Source organism: Stenotrophomonas sp. S49 (assembly GCF_016624905.1).
In the GTDB taxonomy this organism is placed as follows: Bacteria; Pseudomonadota; Gammaproteobacteria; order Xanthomonadales; family Xanthomonadaceae; genus Stenotrophomonas.
Genome location: NZ_JACVUD010000010.1, coordinates 54364 through 76535 on the forward strand (window position 1 = coordinate 54364; position 22172 = coordinate 76535).

The 22172-nt window shown below is 68.1% G+C and carries 23 protein-coding genes and 1 tRNA gene; 19 read left to right on the forward strand and 5 right to left on the reverse strand.

Annotated elements, in window-relative coordinates; genetic code table 11:
* The first annotated feature begins 173 nt into the window (after positions 1–173).
* From IAE58_RS03885 to IAE58_RS03900, 4 genes are all read left to right on the forward strand, one after another.
* A complete protein-coding gene (locus IAE58_RS03885; protein ID WP_108750099.1) occupies positions 174–1079 on the forward strand; it encodes a ScpA family protein in 906 nt (301 codons plus the stop codon).
* 13 nt (positions 1080–1092) lie between these two features.
* A complete protein-coding gene (gene scpB / locus IAE58_RS03890) occupies positions 1093–1971 on the forward strand; it encodes an SMC-Scp complex subunit ScpB (protein WP_108750100.1) in 879 nt (292 codons plus the stop codon).
* Positions 1964–3649 (forward strand): pseudouridine synthase, encoded by a 1686-nt coding sequence (locus tag IAE58_RS03895; protein ID WP_199932633.1) that lies wholly within the window; start codon positions 1964–1966, stop codon positions 3647–3649. Before scpB ends, IAE58_RS03895 begins: the two co-directional genes overlap by 8 nt.
* Positions 3650–3846: 197 nt before the next feature.
* Positions 3847–4107 (forward strand): hypothetical protein, encoded by a 261-nt coding sequence (locus IAE58_RS03900; protein WP_108753602.1) that lies wholly within the window; start codon positions 3847–3849, stop codon positions 4105–4107.
* 3 nt (positions 4108–4110) lie between these two features.
* Here IAE58_RS03900 and IAE58_RS03905 read toward each other — a convergent pair whose 3' ends face one another.
* The 3 genes from IAE58_RS03905 to IAE58_RS03915 all read right to left on the reverse strand — a co-directional run bounded on the left by IAE58_RS03905 (position 4111) and on the right by IAE58_RS03915 (position 6626).
* Positions 4111–4545, reverse strand: coding sequence for a hypothetical protein (locus IAE58_RS03905; RefSeq protein WP_199932632.1), 435 nt, complete (start codon positions 4543–4545; stop codon positions 4111–4113).
* Positions 4546–4658: 113 nt separating this feature from the next.
* Positions 4659–5465 carry an amidohydrolase gene (locus tag IAE58_RS03910; RefSeq protein WP_108753603.1) on the reverse strand — a complete coding sequence of 269 codons (807 nt, stop codon included), beginning with the start codon at positions 5463–5465 and terminating at the stop codon, positions 4659–4661.
* Between the two features lie 12 nt (positions 5466–5477).
* On the reverse strand, positions 5478–6626 hold the full coding sequence (locus IAE58_RS03915; protein ID WP_199932631.1) for a pyridoxal phosphate-dependent aminotransferase: 1149 nt from the start codon (positions 6624–6626) through the stop codon (positions 5478–5480).
* Between the two features lie 173 nt (positions 6627–6799).
* Between IAE58_RS03915 and ccmA the strand changes: the two genes are divergently transcribed.
* The 11 genes from ccmA to IAE58_RS03970 all read left to right on the forward strand — a co-directional run bounded on the left by ccmA (position 6800) and on the right by IAE58_RS03970 (position 15165).
* Positions 6800–7447: a heme ABC exporter ATP-binding protein CcmA gene (gene ccmA, locus IAE58_RS03920; protein ID WP_108753605.1), complete on the forward strand. Its 648-nt coding sequence runs from the start codon at positions 6800–6802 to the stop codon at positions 7445–7447.
* Positions 7444–8139: a heme exporter protein CcmB gene (gene ccmB / locus IAE58_RS03925; protein ID WP_108753606.1), complete on the forward strand. Its 696-nt coding sequence runs from the start codon at positions 7444–7446 to the stop codon at positions 8137–8139. The genes ccmA and ccmB overlap by 4 nt, the downstream gene beginning before the upstream one ends.
* Positions 8140–8182: 43 nt before the next feature.
* Entirely contained in the window at positions 8183–8959 is a 777-nt protein-coding gene (gene ccmC / locus IAE58_RS03930) for a heme ABC transporter permease CcmC (RefSeq protein WP_199932630.1), read from the forward strand.
* Complete coding sequence (ccmD, locus tag IAE58_RS03935) at positions 8956–9141, forward strand: heme exporter protein CcmD (protein ID WP_108753608.1); 186 nt, start codon at positions 8956–8958, stop codon at positions 9139–9141. The genes ccmC and ccmD overlap by 4 nt, the downstream gene beginning before the upstream one ends.
* Positions 9138–9599, forward strand: a complete 462-nt coding sequence (gene ccmE / locus IAE58_RS03940; RefSeq protein ID WP_108750109.1) for a cytochrome c maturation protein CcmE — start codon at positions 9138–9140, stop codon at positions 9597–9599. The genes ccmD and ccmE overlap by 4 nt, the downstream gene beginning before the upstream one ends.
* Positions 9600–11519: a heme lyase CcmF/NrfE family subunit gene (locus tag IAE58_RS03945; RefSeq protein ID WP_199932629.1), complete on the forward strand. Its 1920-nt coding sequence runs from the start codon at positions 9600–9602 to the stop codon at positions 11517–11519.
* Between the two features lie 8 nt (positions 11520–11527).
* Positions 11528–12145 carry a DsbE family thiol:disulfide interchange protein gene (locus IAE58_RS03950; RefSeq protein ID WP_199932628.1) on the forward strand — a complete coding sequence of 206 codons (618 nt, stop codon included), beginning with the start codon at positions 11528–11530 and terminating at the stop codon, positions 12143–12145.
* A complete protein-coding gene (locus tag IAE58_RS03955; protein ID WP_108753611.1) occupies positions 12114–12590 on the forward strand; it encodes a cytochrome c-type biogenesis protein in 477 nt (158 codons plus the stop codon). The genes IAE58_RS03950 and IAE58_RS03955 overlap by 32 nt, the downstream gene beginning before the upstream one ends.
* Complete coding sequence (locus tag IAE58_RS03960) at positions 12584–13576, forward strand: cytochrome C biogenesis protein (protein ID WP_199932662.1); 993 nt, start codon at positions 12584–12586, stop codon at positions 13574–13576. The genes IAE58_RS03955 and IAE58_RS03960 overlap by 7 nt, the downstream gene beginning before the upstream one ends.
* A gap of 131 nt (positions 13577–13707) precedes the next feature.
* Positions 13708–14820: a homoserine O-acetyltransferase gene (locus tag IAE58_RS03965; protein ID WP_199932627.1), complete on the forward strand. Its 1113-nt coding sequence runs from the start codon at positions 13708–13710 to the stop codon at positions 14818–14820.
* Positions 14821–15165, forward strand: coding sequence for a DUF1294 domain-containing protein (locus tag IAE58_RS03970; protein WP_164275635.1), 345 nt, complete (start codon positions 14821–14823; stop codon positions 15163–15165).
* A gap of 112 nt (positions 15166–15277) precedes the next feature.
* Here IAE58_RS03970 and cydC read toward each other — a convergent pair whose 3' ends face one another.
* Positions 15278–16951, reverse strand: coding sequence for a thiol reductant ABC exporter subunit CydC (gene cydC, locus IAE58_RS03975; RefSeq protein ID WP_199932626.1), 1674 nt, complete (start codon positions 16949–16951; stop codon positions 15278–15280).
* Positions 16948–18693: a thiol reductant ABC exporter subunit CydD gene (gene cydD, locus IAE58_RS03980; RefSeq protein WP_199932625.1), complete on the reverse strand. Its 1746-nt coding sequence runs from the start codon at positions 18691–18693 to the stop codon at positions 16948–16950. Before cydD ends, cydC begins: the two co-directional genes overlap by 4 nt.
* A gap of 227 nt (positions 18694–18920) precedes the next feature.
* Here cydD and IAE58_RS03985 point away from each other — a divergent pair, with 227 nt between their 5' ends.
* The 4 genes from IAE58_RS03985 to IAE58_RS04000 all read left to right on the forward strand — a co-directional run bounded on the left by IAE58_RS03985 (position 18921) and on the right by IAE58_RS04000 (position 21985).
* A complete protein-coding gene (locus IAE58_RS03985; RefSeq protein WP_108753616.1) occupies positions 18921–20510 on the forward strand; it encodes a cytochrome ubiquinol oxidase subunit I in 1590 nt (529 codons plus the stop codon).
* A gap of 15 nt (positions 20511–20525) precedes the next feature.
* On the forward strand, positions 20526–21680 hold the full coding sequence (cydB, locus tag IAE58_RS03990; protein WP_199932624.1) for a cytochrome d ubiquinol oxidase subunit II: 1155 nt from the start codon (positions 20526–20528) through the stop codon (positions 21678–21680).
* 56 nt (positions 21681–21736) lie between these two features.
* Positions 21737–21853, forward strand: a complete 117-nt coding sequence (cydX, locus tag IAE58_RS03995; RefSeq protein ID WP_199932623.1) for a cytochrome bd-I oxidase subunit CydX — start codon at positions 21737–21739, stop codon at positions 21851–21853.
* A 55-nt stretch (positions 21854–21908) separates the two neighbouring features.
* Positions 21909–21985, forward strand: a tRNA-Pro gene (locus tag IAE58_RS04000).
* The last annotated feature ends 187 nt before the right edge of the window (positions 21986–22172 follow it).

The window sequence follows — 22172 nt, forward strand, 5'->3', positions numbered from 1 at the left end:
ACGTAGACGACCTCCCCGTAGTCTTGTCGCTGCCGCTGTTGTGCAGCGCGTGCTGCTGTTTCATATGTGTGGAATCGCGCCGAGACAGGCGTGCCTGGTGCCCCCGTGGCCGTGGCGTTGGCCCGGCATGGCGGGTACCGCGACTGGTCCGTTGCAATGCTGACGTCCATTAGATGACTTCCGAACTCGCGCTCGACGCGAACCCGCCAACCCGGCCGCCCGCCCCCCAGCAGCAGGAAATGCCGCTGGCCGTGGTGCATGGGCAACCGGTCCTGCAGATTCCGCAGGACCTGTACATCCCGCCGGACGCGCTGGAAGTCATTCTGGATGCCTTCGAAGGGCCGCTGGACCTGCTGCTGTACCTGATCCGTCGGCAGAACCTGGACGTGTTGGACATTCCCGTGGCCGAGATCACCCGGCAGTACGTGGAATACATCACGGTGATGCGCGAGCTGCGTTTCGAGCTGGCCGCCGAATACCTGGTGATGGCCGCGATCCTGGCCGAAGTGAAGTCGCGCATGCTGCTGCCGCGGCCGGTCAGCGAGGACGGCGACGAGGCCGATCCGCGCGCCGAGCTGGTGCGCCGGCTGCAGGAGTACGAACGTTTCAAGCAGGCGGCGGAGGATATCGACGCCCTGCCCCGGCAGGACCGCGACACCACGGTGGCGCATGCGTTCATGCCGGAACGGGCGACGGTGAAGCTGCCGCCGCCGGTGGACCTGAAGGAAATGCTGCTGGCCCTGCACGACGTGCTCAAGCGCGCCGAGCTGTTCACTGGCCATGCGATCAAGCGCGAGGCGCTGAGCGTGCGCCAGCGCATGGGCGAGATCCTGGGCCGCATGGAAGATGGCCGGTTCTACCGGTTTGAAAGTCTGTTCACCGCTGAGGAAGGCAAGCTGGGCGTGCTGGTCACCTTCCTGGCCATGCTGGAACTGGCCAAGGAACAGCTGCTGGACATCGTGCAGGAAGAACCGCTGGCGGCGATCTACGTGAAGTCGCTGGCGGCCGGCAACACCAACGCCCCGCTGCAGTTCAGCAGCGAGTTCGACGACAACGACGCCGCCAACGAGAACGAGTGAGCGCTGCCTGCCGATGGACCAACCGCTGATCAACCGTATTGTCGAAGGTGCCCTGCTGGCGTCCAGCCAGCCGCTCACCCTGGCCCAGCTGAAAGACCTGTTCCCGGAAGACGAGCCGGCGCCGCCGGGCAGCATCGAGCGCGCCCTGGAACAGCTGCGCGAGGCCTGCACCGGCCGCGGCGTGGAACTGCTGGAGGTGGCCTCCGGCTTCCGCTACCAGGTGACCGCCGAAGTGCATGGCTGGATCAGCCGGCTGTGGACCGAACGCAAGACCCGCTACACCCGCGCCACCCTGGAAACGCTGGCGCTGATCGCCTACCGGCAGCCGATCACCCGCGGCGAGATCGAGCAGGTGCGCGGCGTGGCCGTCAGCAGCAACATCATCCAGGCGCTGGAAGAACGCGAGTGGATCCGCGTGGTCGGCCACCGCGACGTACCCGGCAAGCCGGCGCTGTTTGGCACCACCAAGGGCTTCCTGGACTACTTTGGGCTGAAGCGGCTGGACGAATTGCCGCCACTGTCCGAACTGAAGGACCTGGGCGAGCTGGAGCCGCAGCTGGCACTGGACCGTGACGGCCCGGCCGCCGCCGGCGCCGCCGGCCCGGACATCAGTGCCGACCCTGACGGCGCTGCCAACGATGACACCCGCCTGGACGCAGGCACTGGCAACACCCCCGATTCCGCCGGCGCAGCCCCTGCACCGGCCAGTGACGAGCAAGCACCTTCGCCCTTCGATGCTGGGCACCCCGATTCCGCGCCGGGCGAGCGCGCGGTTCCCGTGAACGAACGCGAAGACAACGCCGTCGCGATGACGACCGTGGCTGTTGACCAAGCCGATTCCGAACCAGAGGCCGACCTCGAAACCGTCGGCCGGAGCAAATCTGATGAGTGACACCCCCCGTAACAAGCTGTCGCTGAAGCGCGAAGCCACCTCCGAACAGTTCAAGCTGGAAGAGCGCCTGCACAAGGTGCTGGCCCAGGCTGGCCTGGGTTCGCGCCGCGCGCTGGAACAGCGCATCGCCGAAGGCCTGGTCAAGGTGAACGGTGAAGTCGCGCAGACCGGCATGTCGGTCAAGAGCGGCGACAAGATCGAGCTGGACGGCCGTGGCTTCGTGGCCACCGCGCTGGCCGAGCCGTCGCGCGTGCTGGTCTACAACAAGCCGGAAGGCGAAGTGACCACCCGCGAAGACCCCGAAGGCCGCCCGACCGTGTTCGAAGCGCTGCCGCCACTGAAGGGCGCGCGCTGGATCGCGATCGGCCGCCTGGACATCAACACCACCGGCTTGCTGCTGGCCACCACCGACGGTGAACTGGCCAACGCCATGATGCACCCGTCGTTCGAGGTCGAGCGCGAATACGTGGTGCGCGTGCGTGCGCCGGAAGGCGAAGAAAAGGTCAGCGACGCGATCGTCGACCGCCTGGCCCGCGGCGTGGCGCTGGAAGACGGCCCGGCCAAGTTCGACGAGATCGAACGCATCGGCGGCACCGATTCGCACGACTGGTTCCGCGTGGTGGTGAAGGAAGGCCGCAACCGCGAAGTGCGCCGCCTGTGGGAATCGCAGGGCTGCCAGGTCAGCCGCCTCAAGCGCACCCGCTACGGCAAGGTGTCGCTGCCGCGCGAACTGGCCCGTGGCCAGACCGTGGAACTGCCCAGCGCCCAGGTGGAAGCCCTGCGCGCGCAGCTGAAGCTGGAAGAAGGCGCGCCGTCGGCGCTGACCCTGCAGCCGGTGATCGGCCAGCGCCGCGCCGCCAAGACCACCGTGCGCGTGCGCGAAGGTGGCCGCGGCAACGCTTACGTCAATGGCCACAGCACGGCCGATGAAGGCCGCGAACTGCGCCGCTTCGACAACGTGCGCGAAGACCGCGGCCGTGGCCGTGGTGGCAAGGGCGGCGGCTTCAAGGGCGGCCTGACCGTCAGCGGTGAAGCGGCGGCCAAGCAGTCGCAGAAGCCGTTCAAGCAGCGCGCGCCGAAGAACGATCGTTCGCTGCCGGAAGGCAACCCGGCCGCGTTCCGCACCTGGTATGTGCCCGATGGCGTGAGCACCGGCCCGAGCGGCCACCGCAACGCCGGCCCCGGCGCGCGTGGCCCGGGTGCCCGTGGTCCGGGCGCAGGCGGCCAGGGCCGTCCGTACGGCAAGCCGAAGGGTGCGGGTGCCGGCGGCGGCCAGGGCCGTGGTGGTTTCGGCGGCGAAGGTCGCGGTAATGCCGGCGGTCAGGGCCGTGGCGGCTTCGGCGGCGAAGGCCGTGGTGGCGCCGGTGGCGGCCAGGGTCGTCCGGCCAGCGCGGGCAACCGCTCGCAGGGCCAGGGCAACAAGCACCCGTACGGCCATCCGGGCAATGCCCCCAGCTTCCCGTCCGACCATGCCACCCCGGGCTTCAACCCGTATGGCAGCCCGAAGCCGGCGCACGGCGCCCGTCCGGGCGGTCGCGGTCCGGGCGGTCCCGGTGGCAACCGTGGCCCGGGCGGCAACCGTGGTCCCGGCGGTCCGGGTGGCAACCGTGGCCCGGGTGGCCCCGGTGGCAATCGTGGTCCGGGCGGCCCGCGCCGCAGCGGCCCGCGCGGCGGCTGATCGCGGTCCTCGCTGAAATGAAAAACCCCGGCTTCGGCCGGGGTTTTTTGTTGGTGGCTGGCTCATGAGGGCGCCTGATCGTTGCGCGGGTCTTCTCTAGGAATTGTTTGAAAACAGGCCATTTGTGCCATAGGTCGCCGCATCTGGTGCGGCCACTGCCTATCGTCAAGCCTCACTCACACGACAAGGCAACACCCATGACCGGCATCACCCCCGACCAGGCCCGCGCCAACGCCGACCTCGCTGGCCGCACCACCGGCGAATTCATCCAGGACATCGATCATTCCATCGACGCCAACTCGCGCAAGGGCGAACGCCGCATCGTAGTATCCCTGCCGCGCGGCCAGGCCCGCGAAGGCCAGGCCGAAGCGGTACTGGCGCATTACCAGGATCGCGGCTACGTGGTCGAACAGCTCAGCGTGACCGGCCACGCCTGGCACCTGCAGATCGGCTGGTAAGGCTCAGCGGCGGCTGATGGTGAACGCCGCACCATCCACGCCCAGGTCCCAGCCCTTGCCGGTGCCGGACAGGGCCAGCGAGATGTCGCCCTTGGTCATCACCTGGGCGTTGCTGGATTTCACCGCACCGGCATGGGCACCGACCGAGGCATAGGTGCCCAGCAGCTCACCCACGCTGCTGGCGCCGGTGAAGCTGCCGCGGCCATCGGTGATCTTCGACTTGCCCACGGTCAGGCCACCGCCCTTGAGCTGGATGCGCACCGGCATGCTGGCGCCGTTGCTGCAGCGGACCGTGCCGGTGCCCGAGGCGGTCTTGTAGATCAGCGACCAGCCGGACAGGTTGTAGCGCAACTGGCAATCCAGGTTGCCGCCGGCCTGCGCGGCCGGGGCCAGGCCGCTGGCGGCAAGGGCCAGCAGCAGGGCAAGGGACTTCTTCATCGGCAGCACTTCCACTTCATTCGGACTGCCGGCGAATCTAGCAGCGCGCGCGTGCACGGTGGATGCAGGCGCGCGCGTGGGTGCGGCAAGCGTTCAGCCGCCGCAGCGTGCGCTCAGGCGCGCTCGTCCAGATGGAAGGCGTCGGCATCGAGCATGGCCGGGAAGCGCGCGCGGTGCGCGGCCAGGGCCTCGGCCGAGATGGTGGTGGTGACCACCTGCTCGCGCTCGCGGATCTCCACCTGCGGCTGGCCCAGGAAATCGATCACCGCACTGTCGCCGGCGTAGTGCAGCTGGTTGCCGTCCACGCCAATGCGGTTGACCGCCGCCACGAAGCAAAGGTTCTCGATGGCGCGCGCGCGCAGCAGGGTCTTCCACGCATAGGCACGTGCCGAGGGCCAGTTGGCCACGAAGATCTGCAGGTCGAAATCCATCTGCCCTGCCCGCTCCACGTTGTAGCGGTTGCGGCAGAACACCGGGAAACGCAGGTCGTAGCAGACCTGCGGATTGATCCGCCAGCCCTTCCATTCCACGCTCAGGCGGTCGCGGCCGGCGGCATAGCGTTCGTGCTCGCCGCCATAACGGAACAGGTGGCGCTTGTCGTAGTACTGCAGCTCACCGTCAGGCGTGGCAAACAGCAGGCGGTTGTACACGCCCTCGCCTTCGCGCAGCTGCACGCTGCCGATCACCGCGGCATCCAGCGCACGTGCCTGCTCGCGCAGCCAGGCCACCGTCGGGCCGTCCATGCCCTCGGCCTGGGCAATGGCATCGTTGGAAAACCCACTGGTGAAGGTCTCCGGCAGGATCACCAGGTCGGTGCGGCCGGCCAGCGGCGCCAGCAGCGCGCCGTAGTAATCGCGGTTGCCCGCCGGGTCATGCCAGCGGGTGTCGCCCTGGACAAGGGAAATGCGCAGGTCCTGCATGGTCGTGTTCCCTCAGAGCAGGCGCAGGCGTTCGATCGCCGCGTCCAGGGTGGCTTCGTTCTTGGCAAAGCACAGGCGCACCAGGCGCTGGCCCACCGGCGCGGTTTCGTAGAACGGCGACAGCGGAATGGCGGTCACGCCCTTTTCAATCGTCAGCCACTTCACGAATTCGTGGTCGGGCAGATCGCTGATGTCCGAATAGTCGACCAGCTGGAAGTAGCCGCCCGGCACCGGCAGCGGCTTCAGGCGCGTGCCGGCCAGCTGCTCGCGGAAGCGATCACGCTTGGCCTGGTAGAACGCCCCCAGTTCCAGGTGGTGTTCCGGCTCGTCGCGGATCATCGCGGCAAACCCATACTGGGCCGGGCCGAAGCTGGTGAAGGTGTTGTACTGGTGCACCTTGCGGAATTCGGCAGTCAGCAGTGGCGGCGCCACCGCGTAGCCGATCTTCCAGCCGGTGCAGTGGTAGGTCTTGCCGAAGCTGGAGATGACGAAGGTGCGCTCGCGCAGTTCCGGGTAACGCAGCGCCGATTCATGGCGGCGGCCGTCGTAGATGATGTGCTCGTACACCTCATCGGAAATCAGGTAGATCTGCGTACCGCGCAGCAGGTCGGCCAGCGCCTGCATGTCGGCTTCGTCCAGCATGGCGCCGGACGGGTTGTGCGGGGTGTTGACCATCAGCATGCGGGTGCGCGGGGTGATTGCCGCGCGCACGCGGTCCCAGTCCACGGCAAAGGTCTGCGGGTCCAGCGGCACGTGCACGGCGGTGGCGCCGGCCAGCTCGATGGCCGGTTCGTAGCAGTCGTAGGCAGGGTCCAGCACGATCACTTCCTCGCCGGCACGCACCACGGCGTGGATGGCGTTGAAGATGGCCTCGGTGGCACCGCTGGTCACGGTGATCTCGGTGTCCGGGTCGATGGTGGCGCCGTACAGGTCCAGCGACTTCTGCGCGATGGCCTGGCGCAGCGGCACCACGCCGGTCATCGGCGGGTACTGGTTCAGGCCGGCCGCCATGGCCTTGCTGGTCTCGTCGATCAGCCGCTGCGGTGCGGAGAAGTCCGGGAAGCCCTGGCCCAGGTTGACCGCGCCGTGTTCGGCGGCGAGCTGGGACATGACCGTGAAGATGGTGGTGCCGACCTTGGGCAGCTTGGTGTTCGGTTGCATCGGCCTGGAATATGGGAGAACAAGGCCCGGAAGTGTACGAAATCCACGCCCTGCCTGCGGAACCGGGCTGTTCTTTGCATATTCCACGCCGCCAGCGGCCCTGTTCCGGCGCTACCGGGGCCGCATTCACCGCTACAATTGCCGCCGCACCCCGGCATGAAGATCCCTGCCCCTTGAACACCCCTGCATTGCTGGCCGCCAGCGGCCTGAGCTTCTCCCGCAATGATGAGCCCGTGTTCGGCCCGCTGGACTTCCATGTGGACGCCGGCGAGGCGCTGCTGGTGCAGGGCGGCAACGGCGCCGGCAAGACCACCCTGCTGCGCGTGCTGGCCGGCCTGGCCCGGCCGGGCGCCGGCCAGGTGCGCATCGACGGCAAGCAGGCCAGCACGGCCGAGCGCGCGCGCTACGTGGCCTACCTGAGCCACCTGCCCGCGCTGAAGCCGGATCTGGACACGCTGGAAAACCTGCACTTTCTGTGCGGCCTGCATGGGCGGCGCGCGCGCCAGATGCCGGGCAATGCGCTGGCTATCGTCGGCCTGGCCGGTTACGAAGACACCCTGGTGCGGCACCTGTCGGCCGGGCAGAAACGGCGGCTGGCACTGGCCCGCATCTGGCTCTCACCCGCTCCGCTGTGGCTGCTGGACGAACCCTACGCCAACCTGGATCTGGACGGCATCAACCTGGTCAACCGGATGATTTCCGCACACCTGCGCAGTGGCGGTGCCGCCCTGGTCACCACCCATGGTGCCTATGCCGCACCGCCGGTACGCACGCGCCTGCTGCAACTACAGCCGGATCTTGCCCAGGGAGAAGCCGCATGATCGCGCCGGGCACCGAACCGGGTCTGTGGCAGACCGCTCGCGCCCTGGTGGCGCGCGACATGCGCCTGCTGTGGCGCCGCCGTGGCGATGCCCTGCAGCCGCTGCTGTTCGCGCTGCTGGTGGTGGTGCTGTTCGCCCTGGCCCAGGGCCGCGATCCGCAGCCGCTGGCCGCTACGGCCGGTGCCGTGCTGTGGCTGGCGGTTCTGCTGGCCGGGCAACTGGCGCTGGACTCGCTGTTCCGTTCCGATGCCGAAGACGGCTCGCTGGAACAATGGCTGCTGGCCCCGGTGCCGTTGGCCTGGCTGGTATTGGTGCGGGTGCTGGTGCACTGGGCCACCACGGCGCTGCCGCTGATCGTGGTCAGCCCGTTGCTGGCGGAAATGCTGCATCTGCCGCATGACCAACTGCCGATGTTGCTGGCATCGTTGCTGCTGGGAACACCCGTGTTGAGCCTGATCGGCGGTGTGGTGGCAGCACTGACCGTCGGCATCCGGCGCTCTGGTATTCTCGTGGCGTTGCTGTCGTTGCCGCTGTATGTGCCGGTGCTGGTGTTCGGTGCAGGCAGTCTGGCGGCAGCCGGCCGTGGGCAGGATCCAGTCGGTGCGCTGCTGATGCTGGGCGCGGGGCTGGTGGTTGCCCTGGTGCTGGCACCGCTGGCCACGGCCGCGGCCATCCGTATTTCTCTGAGTTGAACGAGCTGAGAGCCAATCCATCCCTGCTGGATAGCCGCCACGCATGAATCCGATCGTCCGCTGGTTCCACCAACTCGGTTCACCTCCGACCTTCGATCGTTTCGCCGCGCGCTGGTCCCGCGTGTTCTACGCCGCAGCAGTACCGGTGCTGCTGATCGGCCTGTGGCAGGGGCTGTTCGTGGCGCCGCCGGAACAGAACCAGCACGATGCCTTCCGCATCATCTACATCCACGTGCCCAGTGCCTGGATGAGCCTGTTCGTGTTCGCACTGATGGCGGCCTATTCCGCCATCGCACTGATCTGGCGGATCAAGATCTGCGAAATCCTGGCCATGGCCTGTGCGCCGATGGGCGCCGGCTTCACACTGATCACCCTGCTGACCGGCAGCATCTGGGGAAAAGGCACCTGGGGCACCTGGTGGGACTGGGACCCGCGCATGACCAGTGAGCTGATCCTGCTGTTCCTGTACCTGGGCGTGATCGGGCTGTACCACGCCATCGAGGACCGCCGCAGCGCCGCGCGAGCCGCCGGGCTGCTGGCGATCATCGGCGTGGGCCTGCTGCCGGTCATCCGCTATTCGGTGGACTGGTGGGGGGCGCTGCACCAGCGCCAGTCGATCAATGTGTTCGGTGAAAACGCGGTACGCCCGGAACTGATTGCGCCGCTGTGGTGGATGGTGGTGGCGACCAAGATGTGGTTCGTCGGCTCGCTGCTGGCCAAGGCGCGCGCCGACAACATCGCCCGCGAGGCCGGCAAGGCCTGGATCGGCGAACGCTTCGGCACGCAACCGGCAGCCCCCCACACGGAGCCACGGCCATGACCCACCTGCCCTATCTGATCGCGGCGTTCTCGGTGTTCCTGCTGGTGCTGGGCTGCGATGCGCTGGGTTCCTGGCTGCGCCTGCGCCACGCCCGGCAACAGGCGCAGCGCCGCCAGCAGCGGTTGCAGGCGCGCAGCAACGGCCCGGCAGCGGCGCCGCTGGCCACCGAGCTCAGCCGATGACGCCGGTGCAGCGACGCCGCATGGTCTGGGTAATGCTGCTGCTGTTGGCATCCGGGCTGGCGACCACCCTGGTGGCCTTCGCCCTGCAGCGCAATATCGCCTATCTCTACACCCCGTCTGAAGTGCTGCGCGGGGATGTCGACGCGCAGTCGCGCTTCCGCCTGGGCGGCATGGTGGTGAAGGGCTCCTTCGATCGCCCCAGTGGTTCGCTGCAGGCACATTTCGTGGTGACCGATGGCGATGCCACGCTGCCGGTCAGCACCGATCGCATCCTGCCGGACATGTTCCGCGAGGGCACCGCCGTGGTCGCCAGCGGCCGCCTGCAGGACGGGGTGTTCGTGGCCGACGAAGTGCTGGCCAAGCACGATGAGAATTACGTGCCCAAGGAAGTGGCCGACAAGATGGGCGATGCCCATCGCAAGCACGACGTGCCGGTAACGGCGCCCGAGGTGCGCTGAGTGCTGCCGGAGCTGGGTCAGATCCTGCTGTTGTGTGCGTTGCTGGCAGCGCTGCTGCAGGCCGGCCTGCCGCTGGCCGGCGCGCAGCGCGGCAACAGCGCCTGGATGGCCACCGCACGCCCGGCCGCCTTCGCCCAGCTGCTGCTGGTGGCCGCTGCCTTCGCGGTGCTGACGGCGGCCTTCGTGCAGCAGGATTTCTCGGTGCGCTACGTGGCCGAGAATTCCAATTCGCTGCTGCCGCTGATCTACCGCTATTCGGCGGTGTGGGGCGCGCACGAGGGTTCGCTGCTGATGTGGGCACTGGTGCTGGCGCTGTGGACCGGTGCGGTGGCGCTGTTCTCGCGGCAGCTGCCGACGCCGGTGCAGGCCCGCGTGCTGGCGGTGATGGGCGTGGTCAGCGTCGGCTTCCTGGCCTTCCTGATCTTCACCTCCAACCCGTTCCTGCGCCTGAACCCGGCGCCGCTGGAAGGCCGCGACCTGAATCCGCTGCTGCAGGACCCGGGCCTGATCATCCACCCGCCGATGCTGTACCTGGGCTACGTCGGGTTTTCGGTGCCCTTCGCCTTCGCCGTGGCCGCACTGCTGGAAGGCCGCGTGGATGCACGCTGGCAGCGCTGGGCGCGGCCGTGGACCAACGTGGCCTGGGGCTTTTTGACCCTGGGCATCGCGCTGGGCAGCTGGTGGGCGTACTACGAGCTGGGCTGGGGCGGCTGGTGGTTCTGGGACCCGGTGGAGAACGCCAGTTTCATGCCGTGGCTGGTCGGCGCCGCACTGATCCATTCGCAGGCCGTCACTGAAAAGCGCGGCACCTTCGGCAGCTGGACCCTGCTGCTGGCCATCGCCGCCTTCGCGCTGTCCCTGCTGGGCACCTTCCTGGTGCGCTCGGGCGTGCTGACCAGCGTGCATTCGTTCGCCGCCGACCCGTCGCGTGGCCTGTTCATCCTGATCTTCCTGTCGCTGCTGGTCGGTGGCAGCCTGCTGCTGTACGCGCTGCGCGCCGGCCGTCTGGGCATGGACAGCGATGATCCACGCCGTGGCTTCACCGCCACCTCGCGCGAGACCCTGCTGCTGGGCAACAACCTGTTGCTGGCCACGGCCTGCGCAATGGTGCTGCTGGGCACCCTGTACCCGCTGCTGGCCGATGCCTTGTCGCTGGGCAAGATTTCGGTCGGCCCACCGTACTTCGGCAGCCTGTTCCTGCTGCTGATGGCGCCGCTGGTGCTGCTGTTGCCGTTCGGGCCGCTGGTGAAGTGGCAACGCGACCAGCCCTCGCGCGCCCTGGCCCTGCTGGCGCCGTGGATGGGGCTGGCCATCGTGCTGGGTGCGCTGGCGTGGTGGCAGGCACCGCAGAATGGCTGGAAGGCAGGACTGGGCGTCGCGGCCGCGGCCTGGGTCGGCCTGGGCACCGCCCGCTTCGTCTGGCAGCGTCTGCGCGGCAATGGCCGCTTCACCGCCGAAATGCTCGGCATGATCGTGGCCCATGGCGGCATGGCAGTGTTCCTGGCCGGGGCGCTGCTGGTGGAAGCACTGAACGTGCAGCGCGAAGTGGCGCTGGCGCCGGGGCAGCAGCTGGTTGTCGGCCGCTACGAAGTCCGCTTCGAAGGCGTGGACCACCGCGAAGGCCCCAATTTCGTGGCCGACCGTGGCCACCTGCGGGTGTTCCGCAACGGCCGCGAGCAGGCCCTGCTGCACCCGGAAAAACGCCAGTACGCCAGCGGCGGCCAGGTGATGACCGAGGCCGGCATCGATGCACGCCTGAACGGTGATGTCTACGTGGCATTGGGCGAGCCGCTGGGCAACAATGCGTGGGCGGTACGGGTGCACATCAAACCGTTCGTGCGCTGGATCTGGCTGGGCGCACTGCTGATGGCACTGGGCGGATTCATCACCGCCGCCGACCGCCGTTTCCGTCGTCCGTAGGAGTTTTCATGTCATCGTCCCCTGCTCCGCGTTCATCGCGCCCGCTGCCCCCCATCGCCATCGTCATCGGCGTGCTGTTCTTCTTCGGCCTTCTGGGGTTGATGGTGTACGGGGTGATGAAGTCGGGGGATCCGCAGCGCGACGTGCTGCCTTCCGCGCTGATCGACAAGCCGGCCCCCGCCTTCGCGCTGCCGGTGCTGCACGACCCCGGCATGACCGTGCGCAGCGAAGAGCTGCGCGGTGCGCCCTACCTGCTGAACGTGTGGGGCAGCTGGTGCGCGGCCTGCCGCGAGGAACACCCGGTGCTGACCCGCTTCGCCGAAAGCAAGCGCGTGCGCGTGATCGGCTACAACTGGAAGGACGAGCCCACCGATGCGCTGCACTGGCTGGAGACGCTGGGCAACCCGTTCATGGTGGTGCTCAGTGACATGGAAGGCCGTACCGCGATCGACTGGGGCGTTACCGCTGCGCCGGAAACCTTCCTGGTCGATGGCAGTGGCATCGTGCGCTGGAAGTACAGCGGCGCGATGACCCAGCAGGTGGTGGACGAAAAGCTGATTCCCGCGCTGCAGAAGATCGAAAAGGCCCAGGGCCATGCCGATACCGGCCTGCACGGCAATCCGTAACGCGCTGCTGGCGCTGCTGCTGTGCGCGGCGCTGCCCGCACTGGCCCAGCAGCCGCTGCACGACCCACGGCCGCTCGCGTTCCGCAGCGCGGCCGAAGAAGCCCGCTTCCACGACCTGGCCGCGCAGCTGCGCTGCGTCCAGTGCCAGAACCAGTCGCTGGCCGATTCCAACGCACAGATCGCCCAGGACCTGCGCCGTGAAGTGCTGCAGTTGATGCAGCAGGGCCACGACGATGCACAGATCAAACAGTTCCTGGTCGCCCGCTACGGCGAATTCGTGCTGTACCAGCCGCCGCTGCAGCCGGGTACCTGGCTGCTGTGGGGCGGGCCGTTGCTGATCCTTGGCGGTGGTGCCCTGCTGGTGCTGGGCATCGTGCGCCGGCGCGGCCGCACGCTGGCACCGGCAGCGGCCGACCGCAACGCCGATGAAGGAGATGGCTGGTGAGCTACACACTGCCCGTGCTGGCCGGCCTGGTGGCCGCGGTGATGGCCGCACTGGTGCTGTGGCCGCTGCGCCGGCAGGGACGCCGCGGTTACGTACTGGGCGTGTTCGCGCTGGGCGTGGCCGGTGCCTGCCTGTACCTGCTGGTGGGCGACCCGCGCGCCGCACAGGTGCAGCCGGCACCGTCGGTGGCCACCCTGCGCGAGGGTGTAACGGCGCTGCAGCAGGCCCTGCAGCGCGATCCGCAGCGTGCCGATGGCTGGGCACTGCTGGGCCGTTCACAGACCGAACTGGGCGATGCACAGGCGGCGGCCGATGCCTTTGCACGTGCCGCAGCATTGGCACCAGACGATGCAGGCGTACTGGTGGAAGCGGCGCAGGCGCGCGCGCAGGCCGATGCCGGCAAGCAGTTCGATGACACCGCCATGGCGTGGTTGCAGCAGGCGCGGCGGGTGGCGCCGCAGGCCGAGCGGGCCAGCTGGCTGCTGGGCATTGCCCTGCGCCAGCGCGGCCGCAATGCCGAAGCGGCCGAAATCTGGAGCAGCCTGCTGCCGCAGTTGGAACCGGGCGCCGCGCAAGCCCTGCAGGCGCAGATTGCGATTGCCCGCGAAGCCGCGGGACAGTCAGTCGATCCTTCCACCACGGCGGCAGCGGCGTTGCTGCAGGTGCAGGTGCAACTGCCCGACACGGTGAAGCACGGCGACTGGCCGGCCAGTGCGCAGGTGTTCGTGCTGGCCCGCGCCGTGGGCGGCCCGCCGATGCCGGTGGCGGCGCGCAAGCTGCCGTTGACCGCCTTCCCGGCCACGGTCGGGTTAGGCGACGCTGACAGCCCGATGCCGACCGCACCGTTGTCGGCGCACCGCGAGGTGGAGGTGCTGGCGCGCATTTCGCGCAGCGGCAGCGCCAACCGCGGTGAAGGCGACCTGCAGAGCGAGGCGGTGCGGGTAATGCTGCCGCATGACGGCGTGGTGGAACTGCGGTTCCCGTGATCCACGCACCGCTGCGCTCGCCGGGCCGCATGACCGGTAGCGCCGGGCCACGCCCGGCGGCTTTGCGCGCATGCCGTCCATGGAAACCAGCGTGCCGCCAGCTCCACGGGCCGCCCCGCTAGAATGGCGCCATGACTGAATTCATTCCGCCCGGCACCCGCTTCCATGCCCTGCCCTCCCCGTTCCCGTTCAAGCGCGGTGGCGCCCTGCACGGCGCGCGCGTGGCCTACGAGACTTGGGGCACGCTGGCCGCCGACGGCCGCAACGCGATCCTGATCGTTACCGGTCTATCGCCCGATGCGCACGCCGCCGCCAACGCGGCCAACCCCGCGCCCGGCTGGTGGGAAGCCATGGTCGGCGCAGGCAAGCCGATCGACACCGACCGCTGGTTCGTGGTCTGCGTGAACTCGCTGGGCAGCTGCAAGGGCTCCACCGGCCCGGCCTCGTTGAGCCCGGCCACTGGCGAGCCCTATCGCCTCGACTTCCCGGAACTGTCGGTGGAAGACGGTGCGCGCGCAGCCATCGAGGTCGTGCATGCGCTGGGCATCGAACAGCTGGCCTGCATGATCGGCAATTCGATGGGCGGCATGACCGCGCTGGCGGTGCTGATGCTGCAGCCGGGCATCGCCCGCAGCCACATCAACATTTCCGGCAGCGCGCAGGCGTTGCCGTTCTCCATCGCCATCCGTTCACTGCAGCGCGAAGCGATCCGCCTCGACCCCAAGTGGGACGGCGGGCGCTACACCGAGATCGATTATCCGGAATCGGGCATGCGCATGGCACGCAAGCTGGGCGTGATCACCTACCGTTCCGCGCTGGAATGGGATGGGCGCTTCGGTCGCGTGCGGCTGGATTCGGACCAGACCGATGATGATCCGTTCGGCCTCGAATTCCAGGTGGAAAGCTATCTGGAAGGCCATGCACGGCGCTTCGTGCGCTTCTTCGATCCCAACTGCTATCTGTATCTGAGCCGTTCGATGGACTGGTTCGACCTGGCCGAGTATGCCGACGGTGACGTGCTGGCCGGGCTGGCGAAGATCCGTGTCGAAAAGGCGCTGGCCATCGGCGCCAACACCGACATCCTGTTCCCGGTGCAGCAGCAGCAACAGGTGGCCGACGGCCTGCGTGCCGGCGGTGCCGATGCGCAGTTCATCGGCCTGGACTCACCGCAGGGCCACGACGCATTCCTCGTCGATTTCGATCGCTTCGGCCCGGCCGTGCGCGGTTTCCTCGACGGACTGTAAGTGGCCTGGCGGCGGAACCTCGCGCTGGCCGCGTTCGGCGCGCTCATCGCGTTGACGGTCAGTGGCGTGCTGCCGCTGTGGCTGGGCGGCTGGTGCGTGCTGGCCAGCGTGGTGTCGTTCGGGCTGTACGGGCATGACAAGCGGGCGGCACAGCGCAAGCAGTGGCGCATTCCCGAACGCACGTTGCAGCTTCTGGCCTTCGCCGGTGGCTGGCCCGGTGCGCTGCTGGGCCAGGCGCTGTTCCGGCACAAGCACCGCAAGGCGGAATTCCAGTGGGTGTTCTGGCTGTGCGTGCTGGCCAACGTGGCCTCGATCGCAGTGATGCTGCGCGAGTTTTCGCGGTAGCCATTCGAACGACGCGGCACGACGCCAGTAGATCCACGCCATGCGTGGATGTGCCGGTCGGCACGCCATCACGCAAACGGCCGCCGGGCATGGCCCGGCGCTACCACCGCGATTACGTTTCCCGCTCCAGCACACCGTCACGCAATCGGTACTGCGCATCCACCACGCCGTCCGGCAGGTCGTCGTGGGTGATCATCAGCAGGCTGCGGCCGTCCAGCAGCGCCGGCAGGTCGCGCAGCAACGCGTGCGCGGTATCCACGTCCAGCCCTTCGGTAGGTTCGTCCAGCACCAGGATGGGCGCATTGCGCAGCATCGCCCGCGCCAGCGCAAGGCGACGTGCCTGCCCGGCCGACATCGTCGCGCCGTTCTCGCCCACCCAGGCGTCCAGACCGCCGTTGCGCTCGGCCCATTCGCCCAGCCGCACCCGGCGCAGCACGGCCCACAGCGTGGCATCGCTGGCTTCCGGGTCGCCCAGGCGCAGGTTGTCGGCCACGCTGCCGGCGAAGACCGGTGCGTTCTGCGGCAGCCAGGCCAGTTGCCGATGCCAATCGGCCTGGGCGAACGTGCGCAGGTCCTGGCCGCCATAGCTCAAACGCCCCTGCTGCGGGTCCCACAAGCGCAGCAGCAGGCTGGACAGGGTGGTCTTGCCGCACCCGCTGTCACCACGGATCGCGATGCGTTCGCCCGGCGCCAGATGCAGCTGCAGCCCGCACAGCACCGGGCGCGCCGCGCCCGGCCACTGGAAATGCACGTCTTCCCACTGCACCGCCGATGCCTGCGGCACCGGCTGCGGCGCTTGCGGCTCGTCCACGGCGGCGGGTTGTTCGACGATGGACTGCAGGCGATCGGCCGCAATACGGCCAGACTGCAGCGATTGCCAGGCCAGGCCCATGCCGGCCCACAGCTCGATCAGCGCCACGGTCAGGAACACCAGGCCGGCGGCCATTTCCGCGGCAATACGCTGCTGTTCGGCCGCGTGCAGGGCCAGCGCCAACATGCCGACCAGGCCCAGCCCAGCCACCGCGCCGTGCAGGGTGGACGCTGCAATCAGGCGCCAGCGCCGGCGCCGATCGCGCGCCGCCAGTTGTTTGGCTGCAACGCGCACCTTCAACTGCCACGCGGTACCCGCATGCAGGGCCGCAAGGTCACCCGCACCTTCCAGCCCTTCGAACGCGGCGGTGCGCAGCGCGGCGCGATGCGCAGCACGGTCGGCTTCTTCGGCATCGCGCCCGCGCACGCCCAGCCACGGCACGCCGAAGCCGATCAGCAGCGCCAGCACGCCCAGCAGCACGGCCGCCGCGGGCAGGATCAGCGCTGCCGATGCAATGGCCACCAGTGACAGCGCAGCGAGCGCGAGCAGCGGCCCGAGCGCGCGCACCAGCAGTCCATCAACCTCGCCAATGTCACCCAGCAGGCGTGCCAGCAGTTCACCGGTACGGGTGGCCCCCAGCCGCGCCGGTGCCAGCGGCAGCGCGCGGCGGAAGAACCACACGCGCAGGTCGCGGGCAATGCGCAGGGTGGCATCGTGGCCCACCAGCTTTTCGAAATAGCGCGAGACGATGCGCGCCATGGTCAGCCCGCGGATGCCGGCCGACGGCGAGAAGAAATTGAAGCCCTGCGCCAGCCCTGCGGCACCGGCCAGCGCCGCGGCGGTCAGGAAGCCACCGGACAGCCCCAGCAGCGCGGTGCCGGCCAGCATCGTGATCCACAGCAGCAGCACGGTCAGCAGCAGGCGTGGACGGTGGCGGATGAATACCGCGCGTAGCGAATCGGGCGAGCGGCTCATGCGCGCACCGCCTGCGCCGGGTCGACCAGGCGGCCTTCGGGCAACAACAGGCAGCGATCGGCCCAGGCGATCACCGCCGGGCTGTGGGTGGCCACCACCACGGTGCGGCCGCGCGCATAGGCGGCCAGGCTGCGCAGCAGTGCGGCCTCGGTGTCGGCATCCAGGAATGCAGTGGGCTCGTCCAGCAGCAGCACCTGCGGATCGCGCAGCAGCAACCGCGCCAGGCCGATGCGCCGTGCTTCGCCACCGGACAAGCCGAAGCCGCGCTCACCGATCATCGTATCCAGGCCCTGCGGCAGGCGCTGGGCGAACTGCAGCACCTGTGCCGCCTCGGCCACCGCGCGCAGGCGCGCATCACTGGCACCGGGATCGGCCAGGCGCAGGTTATCGGCAATCGAGCCATGGAACAGGTACGGGCGTTGGCTGGCGTAGGCGACCTGCACGCCGGGCCGCACCTGCACGCGGCCTTCTCGCGGCGGCAGCCATCCCGCCAGCGCTTCCAGCAGGGTGCTCTTGCCCGAACCGCTGGGTCCGACCAGGGCCAGGCGCTGGCCGGGTTCCAGGCGTACATCCAGCCCACTCAGCACATCCTGCGGTGCGCCCAGCGGGCGCAGTACCAGACCCTGCGCCTGCAGCGGCGGCAACGCGGCCTCGGCCGGTTCGGGCGCGCGCGTGGCCATGCCTTCCTCCGGCAACGCCGTTTCTTCCGGCAATGCGTGCAGCAGGCGTTCCACTTCGGCGGCAGCGGCCAGCGCATTGGCCCGGTCGTGATAGTGGGCTGCCAGCCGCCGCAGCGGCGCGTAGAACTCCGGCGCCAGCAGCAGGCAGAACAGACCCGCACCCAGGGTGGGCACGCTGGCATGCAGTGACATCAGGCCCAGGTAGCTCAGCCCCAGGTAGAGCGCCACCATCGCCACGCTGACCGAGGCGAAAAATTCCAGCACGGTGGACGACAGGAAGGCGATGCGCAGCACCTTCATCGTGCGCACCCGCACCCCTTCGGCCGCCGCTTCCACACCGGCCAGTTCGGCATCGCCACGGCCATACAGGCGCAGCAGGCCCAGGCCCTTGATGCGATCGGCGAAGTGCCCGCTCATGCGCGCCAGTTCACCCAGTTGCGCGCGCCCGGCGGCTTCGGCACCCCAGCCGACCAGCATCATGAAGAACGGCACCAGCGGCGCGGTGAACAGCAGGATCAGCGCCACCACCCAGTCCACCCAGGCCACGGCCGCCAGGATCAGCAGCGGCACCACCACCACTTCGGTGCGTACCGGCAGGAACCCACTGTAATAGTTCTCAATCGCATCGCCGTGATGCAGCATCAGTTCGCCCAGCTCGCCGGTACGACGCTGCCGCAGCCACAGCGGGCCCTGCCCCAGCAGGCGTGCGAACACGCGCTCGCGCAGGGCCAGGCGCGCGGCGTCGGCCACGTCGCCTGCGGCGGCCTGGCTGGCGCCGGCCAGTGTGGTGCGCAGCAGCAGGATGACCACCAGCCCGGCCAGCACCGGCAGCGCCGACGCCAGCGGCGCACGCTGCACCAGCACGTGCTGCACCAGCCAGGCGATGGCCGCGGCCTGGCCGATGAGCAACGCGCCGGACAGGCCCAGGCACAGCCCCGCCAGGCGCTGGCGGCCCCGCGCCGCGCGTGCCAGATCGGCCAGCCAGGCCGTACGGGTACGCCGCTGCAGGGCCGATTCGGCGTGCGGGTCGGTGGCAACAGCGGAAGATTCGGCAGCGCTCAAGGGGGTCACAGGCAACAGGGCATGGCCGGCATTGTAGGCACACACAGGCGCCCTCCCCTGCGGCCAGCGGTCGCAGTCTTCATCCGGTTTGGCATACGATCCCTGTGCAGAGCCATTCATACATTGATCTGGATCAAGGCTGTTTGAAGTAGTCGGTCACATCATCCACCCCGTAGACCACCCTTCCCGCCACCTGCAACGGCACTATCCAACGAGGTAGCCAGGCCATGATTGATCAGACAGTCGTAGAACTGTCGCGGCTGCAATTCGCTTTGACCGCGATGTACCACTTCCTATTCGTACCGCTCACCCTTGGCCTGTCCTTCATGGTGGCCATCATGGAAAGCGTGTACGTGATGACCCGCAAGCAGGTCTGGCGCCAGATGACCCTGTTCTGGGGCGCCCTGTTCGGCATCAACTTCGCCATCGGCGTGGCCACCGGCCTGGTGATGGAATTCCAGTTCGGCATGAACTGGTCGTACTACAGCCACTACGTGGGCGATATCTTCGGTGCGCCGCTGGCCATCGAAGGCCTGATGGCCTTCTTCCTGGAAGCCACCTTCATCGGCCTGTTCTTCTTCGGCTGGAAGCGGCTGAGCCCGGTCAAGCACCTGACGGTGACCTGGCTGATGGCGCTGGGCACCAATCTGTCGGCGGTGTGGATCCTGATCGCCAACGGCTGGATGCAGAACCCGACCGGCGCGGTGTTCAACCCGGAAACGATGCGCATGGAAGTGGTGGATTTCGCCGCCGTGCTGCTGAACCCGGTGGCCCAGGCCAAGTTCGTGCACACCGTCAGCGCCGGCTACGTGACCGGTGCGATCTTCGTGATGTCGATCAGCGCTTTGTACCTGCTGCGCAACAAGCACCGCGACATGGCCCGCCGCTCGTTCGCGGTGGCCGCTGCGTTCGGCCTGCTGTCGTCGCTGTCGGTGGTGGTGCTGGGTGACGAAAGTGGTTACGCCGCCAGCGAACACCAGAAGATGAAGCTGGCCGCCATTGAAGCGATGTGGGAAACCGAGCGTGCGCCGGCCGACTTTACCGCCTTCGGCATTCCCAACCAGACCACCCAGCAGAACGACTACGCGATCAAGATTCCGTACCTGATGGGCCTGATCGCCACCCGTTCCACCAACCAGCCGATCCCGGGCATCCTGGAACTGGTGGAGCGTGCCGAACACCGCATCCGCGGCGGCCAGCTGGCCTACGGTGCGCTGGAACGCATCCGCGCCAACAAGGACGATGTGGAAGCGCGCGAGATGTTCGACCGCCACTGGCAGGACCTGGGCCACGGCCTGCTGCTGAAGCGTTACCGCGAGGACATCCTCAACGCCACGCCGGAGGAAATCTCCAAGGCCGCGCTGGATACCGTGCCGCGCGTGGCGCCGTTGTTCTGGACCTTCCGCGTGATGGCTGGCCTGGGCTTCTACCTGATCGCCTTCTTCGCCCTGGCGTTCTACTTCTCCTGCCGCAACAACTTCCAGGACAAGCGCTGGTTCCTGAAGCTGGCGGTGTGGTCGCTGCCGGTGCCGTGGATTGCGATCGAGTGCGGTTGGTTCGTGGCCGAATACGGTCGCCAGCCGTGGGCGGTGGATGGCGTGCTGCCCACCTTCTATGCCGCGTCGGGCCTGGCCCTGCATGAAATCCTGACCACGCTGGCCATCTTCACCGCGCTGTACACGGTGCTGCTGGTGATCGAGGTGAAGCTGATGCTGAAGGCGATCCGCAAGGGTCCGGACGAGATCCTGCCGACGCTGCAGGCCGACATCCGCCCCGCATCCCCCAATGCCGCAATGCCGGCCCCCGGCCAGGTCTGAGGCAGGAGAACGCACATGGAATTTCTTGGATTGGATTACACCACGCTGCGCGTGATCTGGTGGCTGCTGCTGGGCATCCTGCTGATCGGCTGGGCGGTGATGGATGGCTTCGACCTGGGCGTGGGCACCCTGCTGCCCTTCGTGGCCAAGACCGATGAAGAGCGCCGGCTGGTGATCAACACCGTCGGCCCGGTGTGGGAAGGCAACCAGGTGTGGCTGGTGCTGGGTGGCGGCGCGATCTTCGCCGCGTGGCCGCCGCTGTATGCGGTCAGCTTCTCCGGCTTCTACCTGGCGGTGTTTGCCATGCTGTTCGGGCTGATCCTGCGCCCGGTCGGCTTCAAGTACCGCAGCAAGCTGCCCAGCAAGCGCTGGCGCGACAACTGGGACCGGGTGCTGTTCGTCGGTGGCCTGCTGCCGGGCCTGATTGCCGGTGTGGCGGTGGGCAACGTGCTGCTGGGCGTGCCGTTCCACTTCGATGACAGCATGCGCATCTTCTACACCGGCTCGTTCTTCGGCCTGCTGACCCCGTTCGCCCTGGTGGCAGGCCTGGTGAGCGTGGCGATGCTGGTATCGCACGGCGCGGCCATGCTGGTGATCAAGACCGATGGCCCGGTGGCCGATCGTGCCGCGCGCTACGGCAGCGTGGCGGCGATCATCAGCTTCGTGCTGTTCGCCGCAGCCGGTGCCTGGGTGGCCTTCGGCCTGCCCGGCTACCAGATCACCTCGCAGGTGGTGACCGACGGCCCGACCAACCCACTGCTGAAGACCGCGGCCATCGGCACAGCCGCCGGTGGCTGGCTGCGCAACTACAGCAGCATGCCGCTCACGATCGTGTTCCCGGTGCTGGGCCTTCTGGGGGCACTGGCCAGCGCGGCGTTGCTGCGGGCCCGTCGCGGCGGCCTGGCGTTCATCGCCTCGGGCGCGTCGATTGCAGGCATCATCCTCACCGTTGGCTTTGCCATCTTCCCGTTCCTGCTGCCGTCTTCCAGCCAGCCCGGTTCCAGCCTGACCGTCTGGGACAGCTCGTCCAGCCACCTGACGCTGGGCATCATGCTGGTGGCCACGGCGATCTTCCTGCCGATCATCCTGGCCTACACCACCTGGGTGTACCGCGTGCTGAAGGGCAAGACGACCACCGAAGAGATGGACCAGAACCCGAACGCGTATTGATTTGAAGGTGTGCCGACCCACGGTCGGCACCTTCACCGAACGAAGGAGAAACGAACATGTGGTATTTCGCCTGGATTCTCGGCACCGGCCTGGCCTCCACCGTGGCCATCCTCAACGGCATGTGGTTCGAATCGCGCGAGCAGAACCGGTTCGAACAGGAAAACCGTCGCTGAGTTGTAAAAAAACCTTGCCGCCTTGGCCTTCACACGGTATCTTAGGCGGCTCCTTCGGGGTGTAGCTCAGTCTGGTAGAGCGCTACGTTCGGGACGTAGAGGTCGCAGGTTCGAATCCTGTCTCCCCGACCACTTTTGTGGTCGCATTGAAGCCTGGTGAAGTTGTCCAGGCTTTTTTGTTCCCTGAAGTGACACTGCCCTGGCAGTGTGAAGGAAACGGCTTTCACCCCTTGCCGCCACCGGGGTGAACAGCTAGAATAGGCGGCTCCCTTCGGGGTGTAGCTCAGTCTGGTAGAGCGCTACGTTCGGGACGTAGAGG

Bases quoted from the DNA above. Each gene is read 5' to 3' on its own strand.
- IAE58_RS03900 (WP_108753602.1), top strand. From the start codon at position 3,847: ATGACCGGCATCACCCCCGACCAGGCCCGCGCCAACGCCGACCTCGCT.
- ccmC (WP_199932630.1), top strand. From the start codon at position 8,183: ATGAATCCGATCGTCCGCTGGTTCCACCAACTCGGTTCACCTCCGACC.
- ccmB (WP_108753606.1), top strand. From the start codon at position 7,444: ATGATCGCGCCGGGCACCGAACCGGGTCTGTGGCAGACCGCTCGCGCC.
- scpB (WP_108750100.1), top strand. From the start codon at position 1,093: ATGGACCAACCGCTGATCAACCGTATTGTCGAAGGTGCCCTGCTGGCG.
- IAE58_RS03910 (WP_108753603.1), bottom strand. From the start codon at position 5,465: ATGCAGGACCTGCGCATTTCCCTTGTCCAGGGCGACACCCGCTGGCAT.
- IAE58_RS03905 (WP_199932632.1), bottom strand. From the start codon at position 4,545: ATGAAGAAGTCCCTTGCCCTGCTGCTGGCCCTTGCCGCCAGCGGCCTG.
- cydX (WP_199932623.1), top strand. From the start codon at position 21,737: ATGTGGTATTTCGCCTGGATTCTCGGCACCGGCCTGGCCTCCACCGTG.
- ccmD (WP_108753608.1), top strand. From the start codon at position 8,956: ATGACCCACCTGCCCTATCTGATCGCGGCGTTCTCGGTGTTCCTGCTG.
- IAE58_RS03895 (WP_199932633.1), top strand. From the start codon at position 1,964: ATGAGTGACACCCCCCGTAACAAGCTGTCGCTGAAGCGCGAAGCCACC.
- IAE58_RS03885 (WP_108750099.1), top strand. From the start codon at position 174: ATGACTTCCGAACTCGCGCTCGACGCGAACCCGCCAACCCGGCCGCCC.
- IAE58_RS03965 (WP_199932627.1), top strand. From the start codon at position 13,708: ATGACTGAATTCATTCCGCCCGGCACCCGCTTCCATGCCCTGCCCTCC.
- IAE58_RS03950 (WP_199932628.1), top strand. From the start codon at position 11,528: ATGTCATCGTCCCCTGCTCCGCGTTCATCGCGCCCGCTGCCCCCCATC.
- IAE58_RS03915 (WP_199932631.1), bottom strand. From the start codon at position 6,626: ATGCAACCGAACACCAAGCTGCCCAAGGTCGGCACCACCATCTTCACG.
- IAE58_RS03985 (WP_108753616.1), top strand. From the start codon at position 18,921: ATGATTGATCAGACAGTCGTAGAACTGTCGCGGCTGCAATTCGCTTTG.
- cydC (WP_199932626.1), bottom strand. From the start codon at position 16,951: ATGAGCCGCTCGCCCGATTCGCTACGCGCGGTATTCATCCGCCACCGT.
- ccmE (WP_108750109.1), top strand. From the start codon at position 9,138: ATGACGCCGGTGCAGCGACGCCGCATGGTCTGGGTAATGCTGCTGCTG.
- IAE58_RS03955 (WP_108753611.1), top strand. From the start codon at position 12,114: ATGCCGATACCGGCCTGCACGGCAATCCGTAACGCGCTGCTGGCGCTG.
- cydB (WP_199932624.1), top strand. From the start codon at position 20,526: ATGGAATTTCTTGGATTGGATTACACCACGCTGCGCGTGATCTGGTGG.